Genomic DNA, 17,481 nt, shown 5'->3' with positions numbered 1-17,481 from the left:
CAGTGATCAGTAGGCCGACTTCTTCGGCATGATGATCCACAGGACGATGTAGACGATGAACTGCGGTCCGGGGAGCAGGCAGGAGAGGACGAACGCCAGCCGGATCAGGTTCGAGTCGATGCCGAAGCGCTGGCCGAGGCCACCGCAGACGCCGGCGATCCATTTGTCGTTGCTGGGACGGGAAAGAGTTGTGGTTGCCATGGCTCCACTCTCCCTTGTCGGAGGCTCCTGACCAATCAGGATCACCCCTGATCCTTCGGTCAGGACCAACGTCCCGGCCTCAGGGCTCCTCAGGAATGGTCAGGGCAGCAGGTCCCTGACCACCGCGTCGGCGAGGAGCCGGCCCGTGTCGGTGAGGACGATCGTGCCGTCGGCGACGGTGACCAGGCCGCGGCGTACCTGCTCCGGCAGCGCGGCCTGCCCCTCCTCGTCGAGGGCCGCGGTGGAGAGCCCGTTGGCGAGCCGGAGCTCCAGCAGCACGCGCTCGACCCGCCGGTCCTCCGCGGCCAGGACCTCGCGGGCGTGGGCCGGGCTCGTCCCGGCGCCGATGCGGTCCGCGTACGCAGCGGGGTGCTTGACGTTCCACCAGCGGGTGCCGCCGACGTGGCTGTGGGCGCCCGGGCCGACGCCCCACCAGTCGCCGCCCTGCCAGTAGAGCATGTTGTGGCGGCAGCGCTGGGTCGCGTCGGTGGCCCAGTTGGAGACCTCGTACCAGGTCAGGCCCTGCTTGCCGAGGATCGCGTCGGCCAGCTCGTACTTGTCGGCGAGGTCGTCCTCGTCGGGCATCTCGATCTCGCCGCGCCGCACCCGGCGGGCCAGGGCGGTGCCGTCCTCGACGATCAGGGAGTAGGCCGAGATGTGGTCGGGGTCGCTGGCCAGCGCCGTCTCGAGGCTGGTGCGCCAGTCGTCGATCGACTCGCCGGGGGTGCCGTAGATGAGGTCGAGCGAGATCTGCTCGAACCCGGCCTGCCGGGCCCACTCCACCACCAGCGGGACCCGCTCGGGGTCGTGGGTGCGGTCGAGGGTCTTCAGCACGTGGGGGACGGCCGACTGCATGCCGAAGCTGAGCCGGGTGAAGCCGCCCTCGCGCAGCGCGCGCAGGTAGTCGAGGTCGACGGAGTCGGGGTTGGCCTCAGTGGTCACCTCGACGTCGTCGGCGAGCCCGAACTCGTCCCTGATCGCGCCGAGCATGCCGACCAGGTCGCTCGCCGGGAGAAGGGTCGGGGTGCCGCCGCCGAAGAAGACGGTGTCCACGGGCCTGTCGCGGCCCAGCACCCGGCGCGCCAGCCGGACCTCCTCGATCGCCTGCTCGGCGTACGTCTGCCGGCTCACGCCGGGGCCCAGCTCGATCGCGGTGTAGGTGTTGAAGTCGCAGTAGCCGCACCGGACCGTGCAGAACGGGACATGGACGTAGAAGCCCAGGCCCTTCTCCCCCAGCGTGCTCAGCGATTCGGCCGGCAGGGAGCCGTCGGCGGGGGCGGGGTCGCCGGGAGGCAGGGCGGAAGGCATCCATCCATTATCGATCCACCTGGCGAAAAGGGTTAACCGTGCCTGGAGCGGTGGGGGAAAATCCGGATGTGTCCCTCTCCCGACCAGATCTGATCCGCGACGACGTCCTCGACAACCCGGCCTGGCACTCGCTGACCGGCGTGCACGCCGCGCTGGCCGAGGGCTCGGGCCTCGGTCGGCGCTACCGGCCCGACGTCTCCATCTTCGCGGGGGTCTCCGACCCGCACGACCCGCAGGCCTGGCGCGACCTCGCCGACGTGGTCGGCCCGGGCGGCACCGTGCTGATCACCGGCGCCGGCGGGGTCTGCAGCGAGGGCTGGGAGATGGTCAGCGGCGGTGAGGGCGTCCAGCTCGTCGACACGCCCCGGGTCGTCGGCTCCCAGGATCCGGAAGCGGTCGTGCTCGGCGATGCGGACGTCCCCGAGATGCTCGACCTCGTCGCCCGCACCGAGCCCGGACCGTTCGGGAAGTCCACCCACACCATGGGTACGTACCTCGGCCTGCGCCACGAGGGCCGGCTCGTCGCGATGACCGGTCAGCGGATGCACCCGGACGGGTGGGTCGAGATCAGCGCGGTCTGCACCGCGCCCGAGGCCCGCGGCCGCGGCCTCGCCAGCCGCCTCGTCCGCGCCGTCACCGCCGACATTCACGCCCGGGGCCGCCGCGCCCTGATGCACGCCGCCGTCGACAACACCTCCGCCATCTCCGTCTACGAACGGCTCGGCTTCGAGGTGCGCCGGCGGACGACCTTCGAGCTCTTCCGCGCGCCGAGCTGAGGGGTCAGCGGAAGTCGCGGGAGCGGTGGCGGGAGGAGGTCGCCCGGGCCGCCTCGGGGTGGATCTCCTCCAGCGGGGCGAGGCGGTCGGCGACGAGATTGGTCACGCCGTCGTTGCGCTCGAGGATGCCGCGGATGAGCATCACCGAGGTGGAGACGGCGATCTTGCGGTGGCGCCTCCACAGCCCGGCCGAGCAGATGACGTTGAGCATGCCGGTCTCGTCCTCGAGGTTGATGAAGGTGACCCCACCGGCGGTGCCCGGACGCTGGCGGTGGGTGACCAGGCCGGCCACGGTGATGCGCCGGCCGGCCTCGGCCTCGGGCAGGTCGCCGATCCTCGGCAGCCCGGCCGCGGTCAGGCCCGCGCGGAGATGGGCGAAGGGGTGGCTGCCGGGGGTGACTCCGGTCGCCCAGAGGTCGGCGAGGGTCTCCTCGACCGGGTCCAGGCCGGGTAGTGCGGGCGCCTCGGCGGTGAACCGCACCCCTTCGAGCTGGTCCTCGCTCTCGGTCCAGCCCGCCTGCCACAGCGCCTGACGGCGGCTGGAGGTGAACACCTCCAGACAGCCCGCGGTCGCCAGCGCCTCGAGCTGGGCCCGCTCCAGACCGGCGCGGCGGGAGAGGTCGAGGGAGTCCTTGAACGGTGCCTCCTCGCGTGCCTTCACGATCCGCTCGGCGACGTCCTTGCCGATGCCGCGTACGGAGTCGAGCCCCAGCCGCACCGCGAGGTTGCCGTCGCGCCGGTGGACCGGGGTCGGGTCGGGGGTGCCGGGCACCCAGGCGGTCTTCTCCCCGTCGTGCAGGCACTCGTCCAGCCCGGTGATCTCGACAGGCTCGACCTCCGGACCGGTGCCGAGCTCGACCTCCGCGAGGGGCTCGAGATCGGCGGCCGCCTGGCTGCGGAGCAGGTCGGGGCGGCGTACCTCCACACCGTGGCGGCGGGCGTCCTGGGTCAGCGACTGCGGCGAGTAGAAGCCCATCGGCTGGGCACGGAGGAGGCCGGCCAGGAACGCAGCCGGGTAGTGGAGCTTGAACCACGAGGAGGCGTAGACGAGCTTGGCGAAGCTCAGCGCGTGGGACTCGGCGAAGCCGAAGTTCGCGAAGGAGAGGATCTGGGTGTAGACCGCCTGGGCGGTGGTATCGGTCATCCCTTTGGCCCGCATGCCGCGGTAGAGCTTCTCCTTGAGGGAGTCGATGCGCTCGACGCCCCGCTTGGAGCCCATCGCCCGGCGCAGCAGGTCGGCGTCATCGACGCTGAAGTCACCGAGCACGCGTCCCATCTCCATCAGCTGCTCCTGGAACAGCGGCACTCCGAGGGTGCGCTCGAGCACCGGGATCAGCAGCTCGTGGGCATAGCTGACCGGGTCCTTCCCGGTGGCCCTGCGTACGTAGGGATGGACCGCCCCACCCTGGACCGGCCCGGGCCGGATCAGCGCGATCTCGATGGCCAGGTCGTAGAAGCACCGCGGCTGCAGTCGCGGCAGGGTGCCGATCTGGGCGCGCGACTCCACCTGGAAGACGCCGATCGAGTCGGCCCGGCAGAGCATGTCGTAGACCGCCGGCTCCTCCTTGGGCATGGTCGCCAGCGTCCAGCGCTCGTCGAGGTGGGCCGCGGCCAGCCGCATCATGTGGTCGAGCGCCGCCAGCATGCCGAGCCCGAGCAGGTCGAACTTCACCAGGCCCATGTATTCGGCGGCGTCCTTGTCCCACTGGATCACGGTGCGGTCCTCCATCCGGGCCCGCTCGATCGGCACCACCTCCCCGATCGGCTCCTCGGTCAGCACCATCCCGCCGGAGTGGATGCCGAGGTGGCGCGGCGCCCCGTGGATCTCGGTGGCCAGCGCCAGCACCGGCGCGGGTACGCCGATCTCCTCGGGCGCCTCGACCCGGGAGTAGCCGATGTGCTTGGACCAGGCGTCCTGCTGGCCGGGTGAGTGACCCAGGGCCTTGGCGGCGTCGCGTACGGCCATCTTCGGCCGGTAGCCGACGATGTTGGCGACCTGCGCCGCGTTGCGCCGCCCGTAGCGGCGGTAGACCCACTGGATCACCTCCTCGCGCCGGTCGGAGTCGAAGTCGACGTCGATGTCGGGCTCCTCCTCGCGGTGCTCGGAGATGAACCGCTCGAACGGCAGCCGGTAGAAGACCGGGTCGATGGCGGTGATCCCGAGCGCGTAGCAGACCGCGGAGGCGGCCGCCGACCCTCGCCCCTGGCACAGGATCTTCTGGCTCCGCGCGTACTCGACGATGTCGTGCACGATCACGAAGTAGCCCGGGAAGTCCTTGCGCTCGATGACCTCGAGCTCGTGCTCGACGCGCTCCCGGGCCCTTTCGACGAACTCCGGGTCGGAGGCGTACGCCCGCGCATAACGCTCCGCGAAACCGCGCTCGGTCAGGTGGCGCAGCCAGCTGGCGGGCGTGTGGGTCTCGGGGATGCCGCGCTTGGGCAGCCTCGGGGTGGCCTTGCGCAGGTCGAAGGCGCACTCCTCGGCGATCTCGACGCTGCGTTCCACCGCTCCCGGGTAGCGCCGGAAGAGATGCTGCATCTCCTCCCCCGAGCGGACGTACGCCGTCGGGCCGGCCGGGAGCCAGCCGGCGATCTCGCCCAGGGTGCGGCGGGCGCGGACCGCGGCGAGCGCGTCGGCGACCCGGTGGCGCTCGGGGGTGGCGTAGTGGACGTTGTTGGTGGCGACCGTGGGCAGGCCGACCTCGCGGGCGATGTCGGCGAGCATGTGGTTGTCGTAGGAGTCGGTCGGGTGGCCGCGGTCGGTCAGCTCGACGACGACGTTGTCGTGGCCGAACCGGTCGGTGAGCGCGCGCAGCTCGCGGGCGGCGGCGATCGGGCCGGAGCTGGTGAGGGCCTGGCGGACGGTGCCCTTGCGGCAGCCGGTCAGGATCAGCCAGTCACCGCCTCGCGCCCGGTCGGCGAGCTCGTCGAGGTCGTAGGTCGGCCGGCCCTTCTCGTCGCCCCTCAGCTGGGCCTCGGTGATCGCGCCGGCGAGCTGTCGGTAGCCGTCGACGCCCCGGGCCAGCACCAGGAGGTGGCTGCCCTCGGGGTCGGCGATGCCGTTCTGCGGCTTGGTCAGACCCAGCGACAGCTCGGCGCCGTAGATGGTCCTCAGCTGCCCATCGGTGGTCGAGCTCGTCGAGGCCAGCTTCTGGGCCGCCTCGGCGAAGGCCGGAGCACCGTAGAACCCGTCGTGGTCGGTGATCGCGATGCCGTGCAGCCCCTGCCGGATGGCCTCGGCGACCAGGGCGGAGGGTGAGCTCGCTCCGTCGAGGAAGGAGAAGTCGGAGTGGGCGTGGAGCTCGGCGTAGGGCACCACCGGGCCCTCCGGCCCGTGCACCTCCTCATCGCCCAGCCGCTTCTTGCGGCGCGAGATCGGTGCGTCGCCGTAGGGGTCGCGCGGCGGGCGGCCGGAGAGCCGCCGCTCCAGCTCCTTCCAGGGGATCCCTGGGTTGTTCCAGCCCATCAGCGCGCTCCTCTGTGGGCTGGCTCAGTCATAGCTGCCTCAGTCATAGCTGGCTTCGGTGAGCCAGTGGTCGGTGTCGAAGGTGGCCAGCCAGGCGCGGCCGTCGACCCCGACGAGCTGGAACCGGGCGACCCGGCGCCCGGCCGACGGCTCCCACCACGCCTCGGTGACCGGCCACGGGCCGGCCCAGGAGGCGATCCGCTGCCAGGGCTCTGCTGATCCCGAGCCGGCCGCCGGCCGATAGCGCGCCGGGTCGCCGGAGAGACCGCCGCGCGGGAGCACCACGACCGGCCGCCCGGCCTGGTCGCAGACCTCCGCCGGCCACGGGTCGGCCAGCACCCGGGCCGGCGCCGGGGGTGGGATCGAGCCCGGCCACGGGAGCGTGCGGTCGCGGAGGGTGCTGGGGCGGTCGCCCCAGGGGACGTACGCCTGCCGGTCGCGGGGGCTCCGGCCACCCTGGACCACGGGGGCGACGACGGCCTCGTGGCCGAGCAGCCCCTGCACCCGCGCGATGCCCCGGTTGACGCGCTCGTCGGTGCCGCCCCAGAGGCCGTCGGCGTGGACCGCCTCGGAGACGGCGACCTCGGGGACGAAGCGGACGGTCATGACGGCGCCACCCTTGCGGGCCGGGCCTGTCGATCCTGTCCTGACCCCGGCCAGCTGCCAGTGCAGCCGGTCGATGAGGTCGGCGGCGGAGAACCACCGCGGGTGCGCCCAGGTGCGCACCGCGTCCGGGACGTCCTCCATGACGATCTCGATCCGCACCTCGGTGCAGACCTCCTGCCGCGCGGCCAGCCCCTTCACGAACCCCTCGGCCGCCTGCCGGGCCGAGAAGCAGACCGCCTCCGCGGAGTCGAGCGGCGGCTCGAAGGCCACCTCGGTGGCGAGCTCGGGTGGTGGCGTACGCCCCGTCACCGGGCGCGCACCCTCGCCGTGGATCACCTGGCGGACCCAGGCGGCCTGCGCCCCGAAACGTGCCTTGACGTCGGCACCCGGCAGGTCGGCGAGACCGCCGAGCGTGGTCAGGCCGAGCCGCTGCAGCAGGCTGACCGCGTTGGCATCCTCGAGCACGTGCACCGGCAGGGCGCGCAGGAAGGCGGTGGATCCGCCGTCCGCCGGGACCGCGTAGGTCTCCTGCAGACCGGCGCTGCGGGCGGCCTGCTCGGCGGTGAAGAGCTCGTCGGCGATGCCGATCCGGACGTCCCAGATCCCGAGCCCGACCACGCACTCGGCGATCGCGGCGCCGGCCTCCTCCTCGCCGCCGTAGAAGCGGGCCGGCGAACGCAGCGCGGCCAGCCCGGGACGCAGCGGCATGACCCCGGGACGCAGCTCCTCCAGGCGCAGCAGCACCTCCTCGAAGACCCGCGCGTCGCGGGCGTCGTCGGCGGCGAGCACCTGCACCTCGGGACAGCGCGCCTGCGCGTCCCGGCGCCGCATCCCGCGCTTGATCCCGAACTCCCGCGCCGCCTGGTTGCAGGCCTGGACCCGGTTCTGCGCGAAGACGGCCGCCGGCAGGTGGCGCGGCAGCCCCTGCTCACCCAGCGCCGCGGCGACCGGCCAGTCGGCGCACCAGACCACCAGCGTGCGGCTCATGCCGACTCCTGCTTCCGCAGGTCGGCGATGTCCGCGACGGGCTCCATGACTTTCCGGGTGGCACCGTCCGGACCCGGGAACCACAGCGCCGTACGCCGCGGCGGGGCCGTCCCGCGCACCGCCTCGACCACCATCCGCCGGGCCCGCAGATGGCCGTCGCCGGCACCCAGCCCGACCCAGCTCGGCTCGGTCGCCCGGAGGCGTACGTCTGCTCTCGGCCAGTCGCCCAGCGCGACCAGCGCGGCGCCGCGGGTGCGCAGCCGGGCGCCGATCTTCTCGGCCACGGCGGGCGTCACCCGTCCGGTCGGCCGGACCAGCACCAGCGTGGTCACGTCGACCAGCGCCGCGGTCGCCTCCAGCCAGGAGTCCTTCGGCCGGGGCACCACAATGGTCCGCTCGAGATCCACCCCGAGCTCGGCCGCAGCCTCCACCCCGAAGTCCTCCACCCCGACGACGGCGGACCACTCCCCCGCCGCCGAGGGCCCCGCCATCAGCAGCATCGCCAGCGACAGCGAGTCGGCCGCGTACGTCCCACCGGCCCGCAGCTGCACCACCCCACCGAGCGCCGCGTGGGTGGCCAGCTCCGCGCCCATGCCCGGCTTCTGCTCCAGCCGGCGCACCTTCGACCGAAGCTGCTCGATCTGAGCCAGCCTCTGATGTCGATCGATCCCCGCAACCACTCCCACCCAATGAGTATCGAACATTTGTTCGAACAGAGCAACCCGCCGAGACGTCAGTTTTTGACGCCGAGACGTCGAAAATCGACCCCGAGAGGTCAGTGAGGGCACAGAAATTCAGTGCCCACTCGGCGTCTATTTCTGCCCGCTCGGCGTCGATTTCTGACGTCTCGGCGGGTGGGTCAGGTGCGGAGGGCGGAGGCCAGGTAGGTGAGGCGGGGGTTGTCGGAGGTGGGGAGGGCGGTGACCGTCGCGGTGGACTTCGCGACCGAGATCTTCCAGTGGGTCGCACCGGCCACGACGAGGAAGTCGGCCTTCGAGGAGCCGTCACCGGTCAGCGGCGTGGTGATGAGCTCGGGGTCGCCGAAGGCGCGGAGGGCGCAGATGACCGGGGTGTTCTCCTCGAGGGCGGCCCGAGCGGCGGCGACGACATCCTCAGGAGCGTCGGGCACCGCGTTGATCCGCATCGTCTGGATCCGCGGCTCGGCCTCGGGCGAGAGCATGACCTCGATGTCGTAGCGGCCCTTCTCGGCCGGCACCACGGCCAGCGCGACGCCCATCGCCCGGGAGAAGTAGCCGTAGGGCGCACCGCCCAGCGGGAGCCCGACCTTCGCGCGCGCCTGGGTGATCTGCTGGCGCCGGGCGGCGTCGGGGGCGTCGAGCTCGACGTTGTCGGCGAAGAGCGACGGGGTGGCGAAGACCTCGGAGCCCGCCGGGTCGAAGGTACGCAGCCGCTCGACCGCGGCCTCCAGCGCCGAGTCGAGCCGCGGGCGCAGGCCCTTGACCACCGTGGAGAACCGGTAGGGACCGCCCTCGGCCAGCTCCGCGGAGACCAGCGAGCGCAGCGCGGCCATCGCGGTCGGCGAGGCTCCGGCGTAGGTGCTGTTGGACAGGGTGATCACGCCGAGCCCGGTGGCGGGGTGCCAGACCATCCGCGAGCCGTAGCCGGGGTAGCCGCCGGAGTGGTGGACGAACTGCCCGAGCCGGCTGTCGTGGTCGATCATCAGGCCGTAGCCGTAGCCGGTGGCCATCGCCCCGACCCCGGCCTCGGGGCCGTCGAAGCCCAGCGAGGCCGACACCGAGCCGAACCGGTGCAGCTGCTGCATCTCCCGCCGCGACGCCTTCGAGAGCGGGTGGCCGTCGGCGGCCGAGGTGAAGGCACCCAGGAAGCCACCGACCCACCGCGCCAGGTCGGCCACCGAGGAGTGCAGGCCGCCCATCGCCGCGAAGGAGCCGGACGGCACCGGCTCCAGCGCGGTCCAGGTCCTCGGCCCCTCGAGCCGGTCGCCCGCCCACGCCGGATGGAGCGCCGGTACGTGGCCGGGCACCCGGTTGGGCACGGCCTCGGGCGCGTAGGCCGAGGAGGTCATCCCCAGCGGCGCCAGCAGCTCGTGCTCGACGAAGTCCCGGTTCGCTCCCTCAGGGGAGTCACCACCCACCACGTTCTCGATCGCCCGCCCGAGCAGCGCGTAGCCGAGGTTGGAGTACTCGAACCCGACCCCCGGCTCCCGCCCGGTCGTGAAGCCACCGTCGAGGAAGGTGCCGAAGGCGTCGTAGGAGAGCGACTCCTGCCGGTCGCCCCACGGGTCGTCGGTCGGCAGCCCGGCCGACATCGAGAGCAGCAGCCGCAGCGTCACCGCCGGCGAGTCGGCGGAGTAGGGCGCCTGATCGACGAGCTCGGGCACGTACTGCGCGATCGCCTCGTCGAGGTCGAGCTGACCGCGGTCGCGCAGCAGCAGCACCGCGGCTGCCGTGAACGACTTCGACATCGACGCGATCCGGAAGGAGCTCTCCGCGGTCGGCGCGGGACCGCCCTCGGTCGTCGCGCCGAAAGCCCCGGAGTGGACCAGCTCGGAGCCGCGTACGACCCCGTAGGCCAGGCCAGGGGTCAGCTTCTCCTCGAAGCGCTGCTGGAACAGCTCGTCGACGACGGCGGTGTTGAGACTCATACGGGCGTTCCTTCGGTGGCAGGTTGCTCGACGCGTTGCAGCCTAACCACCGAGGGCACCGCGAGCGTGGCCAGACAGACCAACACGTAGAGCACGCCGCTCACCAGGAAGACCGGCCGCGCCCCGAACCAGCCCGCCAACGGACCGTAGAGCAGCTGCCCGACCGGCATCGCGATGAACGAGCCGAGCGCGTCATAGGAGTAGGCGCGAGAGAGCATCTCCTCGGGGACGTTCTCCTGCATCGCCAGGCTCCAGCCGAGGCTGAAGACCTCGATGCCGGCGCCCGCGATGGCCATCGCCAGCACAAGCGGCACCGTCTCCGGCCAGAACGCGAGCACGAAGAAGGGCAGCGAGAACGCCATGATGCCGAACATCCCCGCCCGCAGCGGACGCCGGATCGTGCCTCGCATCAGCACGATGGTCATGACGAGCATCCCGGCCGCGAGAGCCGAGTTGGCCAGGCCCCAGCCCTCGACTCCGATCGAGGAGGACTTCGCGTACGCCGGGCCGAGCACCTGCTGCCCGCCGGACTGCATCGCGTTGAGGATCATGAAGGCGACCACGACGACCCACAGCCAGGTCGTGGTGCGGAAGTAGGTCCATCCCGCGCGCAGGTCCTCGATCGCCGAGGTCTTCTCCGCATCCGCCGACCGCGACGGGATCCGCACCGGCAGCAGGAAGAGCGCCGCGAGCAGCCAGGCCAGCGAGTCGACCGCCAGCGCCCAGCCCGCACCGACGCCGACGACCAGCGCTGCCGCCACCGAAGGACCCAGGATCGTCAGGGTGCTGCGCGTCATCGAGAGCAGCAGGTTGGCCGGCTGCAGGTCCTTCTTCGGCACCAGCTGCGGCACCATCCCCTGCATCGCCGGGAAGGCCATCGCCATCGTGGTGCCGTTGACCGCCTCCAGGACGACCAGGTGCCAGATCTCGGCGTGGCCGGTGATCACCAGCGTCGCCGCGGCCGCCTGGGTCGCGGCGGAGGCGACGTTGCTCACCTGCAGCACCAGCCGCCGCGGGAACCGGTCGGCGATCACCCCGCCGATCAGCAGGAAGACGACCATCGGGATGGTGTGCGCAGCGATCACGTAGCCCAGCGCCGAGGCCGAGTCGGTGACCTCCAGCACCGCGAACGCGAGCGCCACGTGGGACATCGACGAACCGGCCATGTTCACGAACCGGGACGCGAAGAACCACCCGAAGTCGCGGTCCTTCAGGACGAAGAGACTCTCCTTGACGCTCACTCCCCGTCCCCCATCACGAAGGCCGACGCGGTGAGGTTCACGTGGATCGTGCCCTCCGTACGCGGCGGGCGAGCGTTGTCGTGGAGCAGACCGCTGGCCTCCTGGACGAGATCGTGGACCCGCTGCCAGATCTCGGGCTCGACCCACATCTCCGCGTCGGAGACGATCGCCGGGCCGTCCGCGCGCAGCCGGCGGCGGCGTACGAGCTCCTCGGCGATCGCGCGGGTGTGCACCTCGTCGTCCTCCGGGGATGGCGGGCCCGCGTCGGGGTCCTGCCGCCAGGCGTAGCGGTAGCGCTTGGCTACCCCGCCCCGGATGCGCTCCTCGCCCGCGATCACGAGCAGCCCGGCGTTCTCGAGCAGCCGCAGATGGTACGAGGCGTTGGCATGGGTCAGGTCGAGCTCTCGCGCAACCTCCGCGGCGGAGAGCTCCACCCCGGTCAGCAGCGACAGCATGCGGAGCCGCAGCGGGTGCCCGGCCGCCCGCAGCAGCGAGAGCTTCTCGTCCATCGGACCTCCCAAGAGTTGTTTGGGAGTGAGTCTCGCCAGACCCGTCGAAACCGTCAACCACTTAAAGCAGGTCGCGGCTAAACCGATAATGGCTGCCGTGCGTCAAGCAGGCGTGAGCCGAGAAGAGTTCGCCGACTTCTACGTCGGTGCCAAGGACCGCTGCCTGCGCGCGGCGATCGCGACCGGCATGGATCCGGCGCGAGCCGAGGAGGCGACCGCCGAGGCGTTCGCCCGAGCCTGGTCGCGCTGGCCGACGGTCCGGCTGGCCGGGTCCCCGGCCGCCTGGGTGGTGCGCACCGCGATCAACGTCGACATCTCCTGGTGGCGCAAGCGCCGCCGCGAGCTGACCGTCCCCGACGCCCCCGAGCCGCTGCCCCACCACGGCTCCGACCTCGACACCGACCACCACCTGCTGGAGGCCGTACGCCGGCTGCCCCCGCGACAACGGCAGGTGGTCGCGCTGCGCTACTTCCTCGACCTCGACGCCGAGACGACCGCGCAGGAGCTCGGCATCGCCCGCGGCACCGTCTCCGCCTCGCTCCATCACGCACTCAACAACCTGCGGCTGCAGCTGACCGACCCCGAAGGGATGCTGTCATGAACGACATCGAGAGCCTGCTGCGCACCAGCAGCCGCCGGACCCTGGACGTACCCGCCGAGGAGGTCCTGCGCCGGGGCGACTGGATGCGGCGCCGCCGGCGCGGCACCAAGGCGGTCGCCGCGGTCGCCGCCTTCGCAGCCGCCGGGGTCATGGCGTACGTCGCGGTCCCCGACCGGCTGATCGACTCGAACATCGCCACCCCGGAACCGTCGATGACGTCCGCGCCCGGGCAGAAGGCCCCCGTCGACTGGTCGGGCGACCCGACCAACCTCACGCCCGAGGAGCTCGACACGTTGAGCGAGGCGTGCCTGAAGACCGCCTGGGCTGACATCGTGTCCCTGTGGGCCGAGTTCCCCGAGGCGGGCAATGCCGTCGACCCCGATGAAGCCGAGCGGATCCCGGCTGGCACCTGGCCGTTCCTCGCCGAGAAGCGCGGGCCGACGGTCATGGCGTACTTCGACGGACCCGACTACGAGGTCACCTGCTCGACGCCGCAGACCGCCGACCCGGATCCCGACAGCGAGCCTGACCTTGCCGAGGCCTACGGCCACCACCAGGTCTGGGGTGCCTTCGCCGAGACCGGACCGTGGGAGGGCTTCGCCCGTGGACCCAGCGGCGCTGGCACGTACTTCTGGGTTCCCGTCCCCGAGGAGCTGGGCGTCACCGAGGTGGTCTTCACCTCGAGCGGCGAGGACTTCCCGGCGACCATCGTCAACGGCGTCGCGGTCGCCTGGACCGACCACCCGGTCGCCACCGGGTCGGCGACGTTCCGCGCCCACGACGCGGACGGCAACCTGGTCCACCCGGAGCCCGGTGACGTCCAGCGCGAGGCGCCGACCACCACGTGGACCGAGACCGCTGAAGGGATCCGGGTGACGCGGTCGCTCGGCAACGAGTCGGTGGAGTCCGCCTGGTTCTGGGTCGGCGAGAAGCGGTTCGACGCGACGATCACCGAGGACAACGTGGCTGTCGCGCTGATCCCGCTCGGGACGCTCAGCGAGGACCAGCTGGACAAGCTCAAGATCCAGGGCGTCTCCCCCGACGGTCTCTATCTGAGCGGCTGCGACGGACAGCCCTGCGGACCCTAGGACCGGGCCGCGACGTACCTCTCCGCCCTCGCCCGCGGCTTGTCCCCGAGCCCCTCGATCCCGAGGAGGCTCGGGAGCAGGCTGCGGTCGATGTTGAGCGCCCGGAAGAGCGTCGAGACGGTGATGTCGTGGTCGGGACGGTGGACGACGACGATCTCGTCACCGGCCTGCAGCTGCCCCTCCTCGAGCACACGTAGATAGGGCCCTGGCCGCGACTCCGCCGCGAACCTCTTGACCCACCCGGTGTTGTCGTAGCCGCTCAGGCCCATCCAGCTCTTGAAGTCGTTGCAGGGCGTACGCACGCTGCAGACCTGCAGCAGCACCGTCCCGATCCGCCACTGCTCCCCCACCAGAGCCTCGTTGATGTCGATCCCCTCGGTGGTGAGGTTCTCCGAGAACTGGCCGTCGCGGAGCCTCGCACCCAGCCGCGAGCCCCACAGGTCGAGGTCCTCGCGCGCGAAGGCGTAGACCGCCTGCTCCTCGCCGCCGTGGAAGCGGCGGTCGGTCTGGGTGTCGTCGACGATGCCGTCGCAAAGCACTCGCACCGGCCCGGGCACGGCCGTCTTCACCATCGAGGTCGCACCCACCCCCGCCCACTCCGCGGGCTGGGACGGACCGATGTTGACGCTTCGTACGATGGGCATGGCGCTGATTCTCCCGCGAGCCCGCGACGAGGGTCGAACGGTTTCTCAGTCCTGGACGGCCTTGGCGACCGAGATCATCGCGGTGATCCAGTCCTTGTCGGGCGTCGGGTTGTCCTCGAGCTCGCCCTTGACGTTGACGACCAGCCTCAGCACCGCCCACGCCCGGGCCCGGTCCTCGTCGAGCTCGGCGGTGTCGACGAGCGCGAAGAAACGCATCCGGACGCCGTCGCGGATCCGGCCGGCGTACTCGTCGAAGCGGTTCCACAGCATCGGCGCGACCTCGTAGTGCGGGTCGCCGGAGAGCGGCTTGGGGTCGATCACCAGCCACTCCTCGCGGTCACCGCGCAGGACGTTCTCGAAGTGCAGGTCGGTGTGGATCAGCCGACCGTCGGTGGCCCCGTCCTTGGCGAAGTCGCGGGCGATCGAGCGGGCCTGCTCGACCATCCGCGGCGGCACCGGGAGCCGCCGCTCCTTCTCCCCGAGCTCACGCTCCCAGCGCGCGGCCTGGTCCGAGAGCGTACGCAGCTGCGGCGGGGCCGGGACGTGCAGCCGCCGGTAGAACCCGCCCACGATCTCGCACGCCTGCACGTCCCAGAGGCCGGAGAGATCCTCCGTGTGCAGCCGCTCGAGCAGGATCGCGAACCGCCTCGGGTCGGCCCGGAGCAGACGTACGACGCCCCGGCCGCCCCAGGTCTGCAGCGCCAGCGCCTCGTGCTCCGCCTCCCAGTGGGGCCGGACGACCTTCAGCACCGTGGGCCGGCCGTCGGCGGTGCGTACCGGGTGGACGAGGGCGGTGCGGCCGTTGGTCGGCTCCCCGTCGGGCGTCAGCGCCCATTCCTCACGCAGGTCGCGCGCCACCTCGGCGAGCTCTTCGAGCCACGTCACCCGAGCCACCTTAATCCGCTTCCCAACCCCTGCCGGATCGGGCAGGTTGGGGCCATGTCACTTCCCGAGTCGATGGGGACCCGAGGCGTTCCCTACCCGCCCGAGCGCTACCACAGCGAGGCCGGCGAGGTCTCCGCCTACCACCGTCCCGACTCCGCTGCCCCCGACCTCAGCTATCCCAACGGGGTGAAGGTCGACTATCTCGCCACCGGCGCGACGACCGCCGGCGACTACGGGCTCTACCGCTGGCACTTCGGCCCCAACGAGACCGGCCCGGGACCGCACTTCCACCGCGCCGTGGCCGAGTCGTTCTACGTGCTGACCGGCACGGTCAAGATCTACAACGGCGAGGAGTGGATCCCGGCCGGTGCCGGCGACTTCGTGCACGTGCCGGCGGGCGGCCTGCACGGCTTTCGCAACGTCGCCGACGAGCCCGCCTCGATGTTGCTCCACTTCACGCCCGGCGCACCGCGCGAGGGCTACTTCGAGGGGCTGCGCGAGCTCGCCGAGGGCACCGAGCTCGGCCCGGACGACATGGCGGAGTTCTACAAGCTGCACGACAACTACTGGGTCGACTGAGCCTCAGGCGTACGCCGCGACCAGCTCGGTCCCGATGCGGGCCAGCTCGCGGCGTACGTCCTCGGGGCCGGTCACCTCGAGCATCGATCCCCACCCGGCCAGCTGCTCGGCGATGGACCGGGCGGTGTGGGCCGCGACGGTCACCTCGATCCGCTCGTCCTCGCCGAGCGAGGGAGCGTCGCCGCTGACATCGAGGTAGGTGCCGAAGTGGTCGCGCAGCACCCACAGGTGGCGCTTGCGCGCGAGCACCGTGGCCCGCACCCGCGAGCGCCGCTCCTCGACGTACGCCACCACCCGCTGCCACTCGCGTGCCAGGTCGAAGTCCGCGGGCCGCTCCACCGGCTCCTCCGTCACCTCGACAAAGGCGACCCGGTCCATCCGGTAGGTGCGTACGTCGGGGCTGCCCTCGCGGATGGCCAGGAGGTACCACAGGTCGTCTTTGGCGACGAGGCCGAGCGGGTCGAACAGGGTGGGCCCGACGTGGCCGGTCCGGCTGGTGTAGTCGAGGCGCACCCGGCGCCGGTCGATCACCGCCTGCTGCACCACGTCGACGACCGGAGGCCGCGAACGGCGCTGCTCGCCCCAGGCGCCGGCGTCGAGGCGTACCGCCTCCGCGGCCGCCGCTGCGTCGGCTCGGAACGGGCTCGGCAGCGCCCGGAGCAGCTTGCGGACCGCCTGCTGGGCCTCGGGCGAGGCGCCTGCTCCAGGCCCGACCAGGGTGAACAGCGCCTGCGACTCGGGTCCGGTCAACCCGCTCAGGTCGGTGCGCGCACCACCCACGAGCGACCAGCCGCCGCCCCGCCCTGGCTGCGGATAGACGGGCACGCCCGAGGCGGCGAGCGACTCGAGGTCGCGGCGGGCGGTCGCCACCGAGACCTCCAGCTCGCTCGCGAGCTCGGCTGCGGTCACCCGGCCGCGCGCCTGCAGCAGCAGGAGCGTGACGATCATCCGCTCCGCCCTCATGGTTGGGACCTCATGATTCGAGATTGCCATACAAAGTGCTCATGAGATGAGCACTTTGACCGGAAGCATGGGTGTCACACCGCGAGAGAGAAGAGGCACCATGTTCCGCGGATTCACCACGATCAACTACCTCGTCGACGACGTGAAGGCAGCCGCCGCCTGGTATCAGGACCTTCTCGGCATCGAGCCCTACTTCGCCCGGCCCAGCGCGGAGGAGCCGGCCTACGTCGAGTTCCGCATCGGCGACAGCCAGGACGAGCTCGGCCTCCTCGACCGCCGCTACGCGCCCGAGGGCTACTCAGCCGCCGGACCCGCCGGCGCGATCATGCACTGGCACGTCGACGACGTCCAGGAGTCGTACGACCGCCTGCTCGCCCACGGTGCGACGGGGCTCGCCGCCCCGAGGCCGCTCGGCGAGCCCGGCTGGGAGATCGCCACCGTCGCCGACCCGTTCGGCAACGTGATCGGGCTGATGCACAGCCCGCACTACCTGGAGATGAGCCGTCAGCCGGCCGCTCAGAGCGACTACCGGGCCGACTGAGCCCGCCACGCCTCGATCCCGACGCGAATGATGTCGGCGGCCGACTCGGGCACCTGCGCCGCCTCCTCGAGCGTCACCCACTCGGCGAAGTCGGTGGTGCCGTCGACCTCCAGCGTGCCGAGCTCACCGCCGACGATCCGCGCCTCGAAGATGACCCGCGTGGACTGGTAGGGCCGGCGGCCCGGCTGGAACGGCACCACGTAGACGTTGGTGGCCAGCGGCGCTCCGACCTCGACGTCGTAGCCCGTCTCCTCCTTCACCTCACGCACGACCGCGGCCGGCAGCTGCTCGCCGTAGTCGACGCCGCCGCCGGGCAGCGTCCAGCCGGGCTCGGTGCGGTGGTTGCCGTTGAACCAGCTCAGCAGGATCCGCTCCGCGTCGTCGACGATGACGGCGTACGCGGCTACCCGGGTGTCGTACTCGGTGAAGTGCATCTCCGGGAGACTACAACGGCCCCTGG

At 71.7% G+C, this 17,481-nt stretch carries 17 protein-coding genes; 5 read left to right on the top strand and 12 right to left on the bottom strand.

Going from position 1 to position 17,481, the window contains the following annotated elements:
* Positions 1–6: 6 nt before the first annotated feature.
* Complete coding sequence (locus IEY81_RS10890) at positions 7–201, bottom strand: PspC domain-containing protein (RefSeq protein WP_189118503.1); 195 nt, start codon at positions 199–201, stop codon at positions 7–9.
* 99 nt (positions 202–300) lie between these two features.
* Positions 301–1,509: a radical SAM family heme chaperone HemW gene (gene hemW / locus IEY81_RS10885; RefSeq protein WP_189118502.1), complete on the bottom strand. Its 1,209-nt coding sequence runs from the start codon at positions 1,507–1,509 to the stop codon at positions 301–303.
* A gap of 68 nt (positions 1,510–1,577) precedes the next feature.
* Between hemW and IEY81_RS10880 the strand changes: the two genes are divergently transcribed.
* Entirely contained in the window at positions 1,578–2,285 is a 708-nt protein-coding gene (locus IEY81_RS10880; protein ID WP_189118501.1) for a GNAT family N-acetyltransferase, read from the top strand.
* 4 nt (positions 2,286–2,289) lie between these two features.
* Here the strand turns inward: IEY81_RS10880 and IEY81_RS10875 are convergent, their stop codons facing one another.
* From IEY81_RS10875 to IEY81_RS10850, 6 genes are all read right to left on the bottom strand, one after another.
* Positions 2,290–5,751, bottom strand: a complete 3,462-nt coding sequence (locus IEY81_RS10875) for an error-prone DNA polymerase (RefSeq protein ID WP_189118500.1) — start codon at positions 5,749–5,751, stop codon at positions 2,290–2,292.
* A gap of 39 nt (positions 5,752–5,790) precedes the next feature.
* On the bottom strand, positions 5,791–7,344 hold the full coding sequence (locus IEY81_RS10870; protein WP_189118499.1) for a DNA polymerase Y family protein: 1,554 nt from the start codon (positions 7,342–7,344) through the stop codon (positions 5,791–5,793).
* The gene (imuA', locus tag IEY81_RS10865) at positions 7,341–8,030 is read right to left on the bottom strand and encodes a DnaE2-dependent mutagenesis accessory factor ImuA' (protein ID WP_229787700.1); all 690 of its coding nucleotides are present in this window, start codon (positions 8,028–8,030) and stop codon (positions 7,341–7,343) included. The genes IEY81_RS10870 and imuA' overlap by 4 nt, the downstream gene beginning before the upstream one ends.
* Before the next feature lie 173 nt (positions 8,031–8,203).
* Positions 8,204–9,970 (bottom strand): serine hydrolase domain-containing protein, encoded by a 1,767-nt coding sequence (locus tag IEY81_RS10860; RefSeq protein WP_189118498.1) that lies wholly within the window; start codon positions 9,968–9,970, stop codon positions 8,204–8,206.
* Positions 9,967–11,211: an MFS transporter gene (locus IEY81_RS10855; RefSeq protein WP_189118497.1), complete on the bottom strand. Its 1,245-nt coding sequence runs from the start codon at positions 11,209–11,211 to the stop codon at positions 9,967–9,969. Before IEY81_RS10855 ends, IEY81_RS10860 begins: the two co-directional genes overlap by 4 nt.
* Complete coding sequence (locus tag IEY81_RS10850) at positions 11,208–11,720, bottom strand: ArsR/SmtB family transcription factor (protein WP_189118496.1); 513 nt, start codon at positions 11,718–11,720, stop codon at positions 11,208–11,210. The genes IEY81_RS10855 and IEY81_RS10850 overlap by 4 nt, the downstream gene beginning before the upstream one ends.
* 97 nt (positions 11,721–11,817) lie before the next feature.
* Between IEY81_RS10850 and IEY81_RS10845 the strand changes: the two genes are divergently transcribed.
* Both IEY81_RS10845 and IEY81_RS10840 read left to right on the top strand, forming a co-directional pair.
* Complete coding sequence (locus tag IEY81_RS10845; RefSeq protein WP_229787698.1) at positions 11,818–12,321, top strand: sigma-70 family RNA polymerase sigma factor; 504 nt, start codon at positions 11,818–11,820, stop codon at positions 12,319–12,321.
* Complete coding sequence (locus IEY81_RS10840) at positions 12,318–13,409, top strand: hypothetical protein (protein ID WP_189118494.1); 1,092 nt, start codon at positions 12,318–12,320, stop codon at positions 13,407–13,409. The genes IEY81_RS10845 and IEY81_RS10840 overlap by 4 nt, the downstream gene beginning before the upstream one ends.
* Here the strand turns inward: IEY81_RS10840 and IEY81_RS10835 are convergent.
* Positions 13,406–14,053: an MOSC domain-containing protein gene (locus tag IEY81_RS10835; RefSeq protein WP_189118493.1), complete on the bottom strand. Its 648-nt coding sequence runs from the start codon at positions 14,051–14,053 to the stop codon at positions 13,406–13,408. The genes IEY81_RS10840 and IEY81_RS10835 overlap by 4 nt on opposite strands.
* A gap of 45 nt (positions 14,054–14,098) precedes the next feature.
* Positions 14,099–14,938 (bottom strand): aminoglycoside phosphotransferase family protein, encoded by an 840-nt coding sequence (locus IEY81_RS10830; protein ID WP_229787696.1) that lies wholly within the window; start codon positions 14,936–14,938, stop codon positions 14,099–14,101.
* A gap of 54 nt (positions 14,939–14,992) precedes the next feature.
* Between IEY81_RS10830 and IEY81_RS10825 the strand changes: the two genes are divergently transcribed.
* Positions 14,993–15,517 (top strand): cupin domain-containing protein, encoded by a 525-nt coding sequence (locus IEY81_RS10825; protein WP_229787694.1) that lies wholly within the window; start codon positions 14,993–14,995, stop codon positions 15,515–15,517.
* A 3-nt stretch (positions 15,518–15,520) separates the two neighbouring features.
* Here IEY81_RS10825 and IEY81_RS10820 read toward each other — a convergent pair whose 3' ends face one another.
* Positions 15,521–16,480 carry a helix-turn-helix transcriptional regulator gene (locus IEY81_RS10820; RefSeq protein WP_189118492.1) on the bottom strand — a complete coding sequence of 320 codons (960 nt, stop codon included), beginning with the start codon at positions 16,478–16,480 and terminating at the stop codon, positions 15,521–15,523.
* Between the two features lie 100 nt (positions 16,481–16,580).
* On the opposite strand from IEY81_RS10820, the gene IEY81_RS10815 reads away from it, so the two are divergent.
* On the top strand, positions 16,581–17,021 hold the full coding sequence (locus tag IEY81_RS10815; protein WP_189118491.1) for a VOC family protein: 441 nt from the start codon (positions 16,581–16,583) through the stop codon (positions 17,019–17,021).
* On the opposite strand, the gene IEY81_RS10810 is transcribed toward IEY81_RS10815, so the two are convergent.
* A complete protein-coding gene (locus IEY81_RS10810) occupies positions 17,006–17,455 on the bottom strand; it encodes an NUDIX domain-containing protein (RefSeq protein ID WP_189118490.1) in 450 nt (149 codons plus the stop codon). The two genes, IEY81_RS10815 and IEY81_RS10810, sit on opposite strands and share 16 nt — an antisense overlap.
* Positions 17,456–17,481 lie beyond the last annotated feature (26 nt).

The organism is Nocardioides luteus, assembly GCF_014648595.1.
Classification (GTDB): domain Bacteria; phylum Actinomycetota; class Actinomycetes; order Propionibacteriales; family Nocardioidaceae; genus Nocardioides; species Nocardioides luteus.
The sequence above is the reverse complement of the archived record's forward strand: the minus strand, read 5'-3'. Positions and strand labels throughout refer to the sequence as shown.

Bases quoted from the DNA above. Each gene is read 5' to 3' on its own strand.
- IEY81_RS10860 (WP_189118498.1), bottom strand. From the start codon at position 9,970: ATGAGTCTCAACACCGCCGTCGTCGACGAGCTGTTCCAGCAGCGCTTC.
- IEY81_RS10815 (WP_189118491.1), top strand. From the start codon at position 16,581: ATGTTCCGCGGATTCACCACGATCAACTACCTCGTCGACGACGTGAAG.
- hemW (WP_189118502.1), bottom strand. From the start codon at position 1,509: ATGCCTTCCGCCCTGCCTCCCGGCGACCCCGCCCCCGCCGACGGCTCC.
- IEY81_RS10850 (WP_189118496.1), bottom strand. From the start codon at position 11,720: ATGGACGAGAAGCTCTCGCTGCTGCGGGCGGCCGGGCACCCGCTGCGG.
- IEY81_RS10840 (WP_189118494.1), top strand. From the start codon at position 12,318: ATGAACGACATCGAGAGCCTGCTGCGCACCAGCAGCCGCCGGACCCTG.
- IEY81_RS10835 (WP_189118493.1), bottom strand. From the start codon at position 14,053: ATGCCCATCGTACGAAGCGTCAACATCGGTCCGTCCCAGCCCGCGGAG.
- IEY81_RS10820 (WP_189118492.1), bottom strand. From the start codon at position 16,480: ATGAGGGCGGAGCGGATGATCGTCACGCTCCTGCTGCTGCAGGCGCGC.
- IEY81_RS10870 (WP_189118499.1), bottom strand. From the start codon at position 7,344: ATGAGCCGCACGCTGGTGGTCTGGTGCGCCGACTGGCCGGTCGCCGCG.
- IEY81_RS10875 (WP_189118500.1), bottom strand. From the start codon at position 5,751: ATGGGCTGGAACAACCCAGGGATCCCCTGGAAGGAGCTGGAGCGGCGG.
- IEY81_RS10810 (WP_189118490.1), bottom strand. From the start codon at position 17,455: ATGCACTTCACCGAGTACGACACCCGGGTAGCCGCGTACGCCGTCATC.
- IEY81_RS10825 (WP_229787694.1), top strand. From the start codon at position 14,993: ATGTCACTTCCCGAGTCGATGGGGACCCGAGGCGTTCCCTACCCGCCC.
- IEY81_RS10890 (WP_189118503.1), bottom strand. From the start codon at position 201: ATGGCAACCACAACTCTTTCCCGTCCCAGCAACGACAAATGGATCGCC.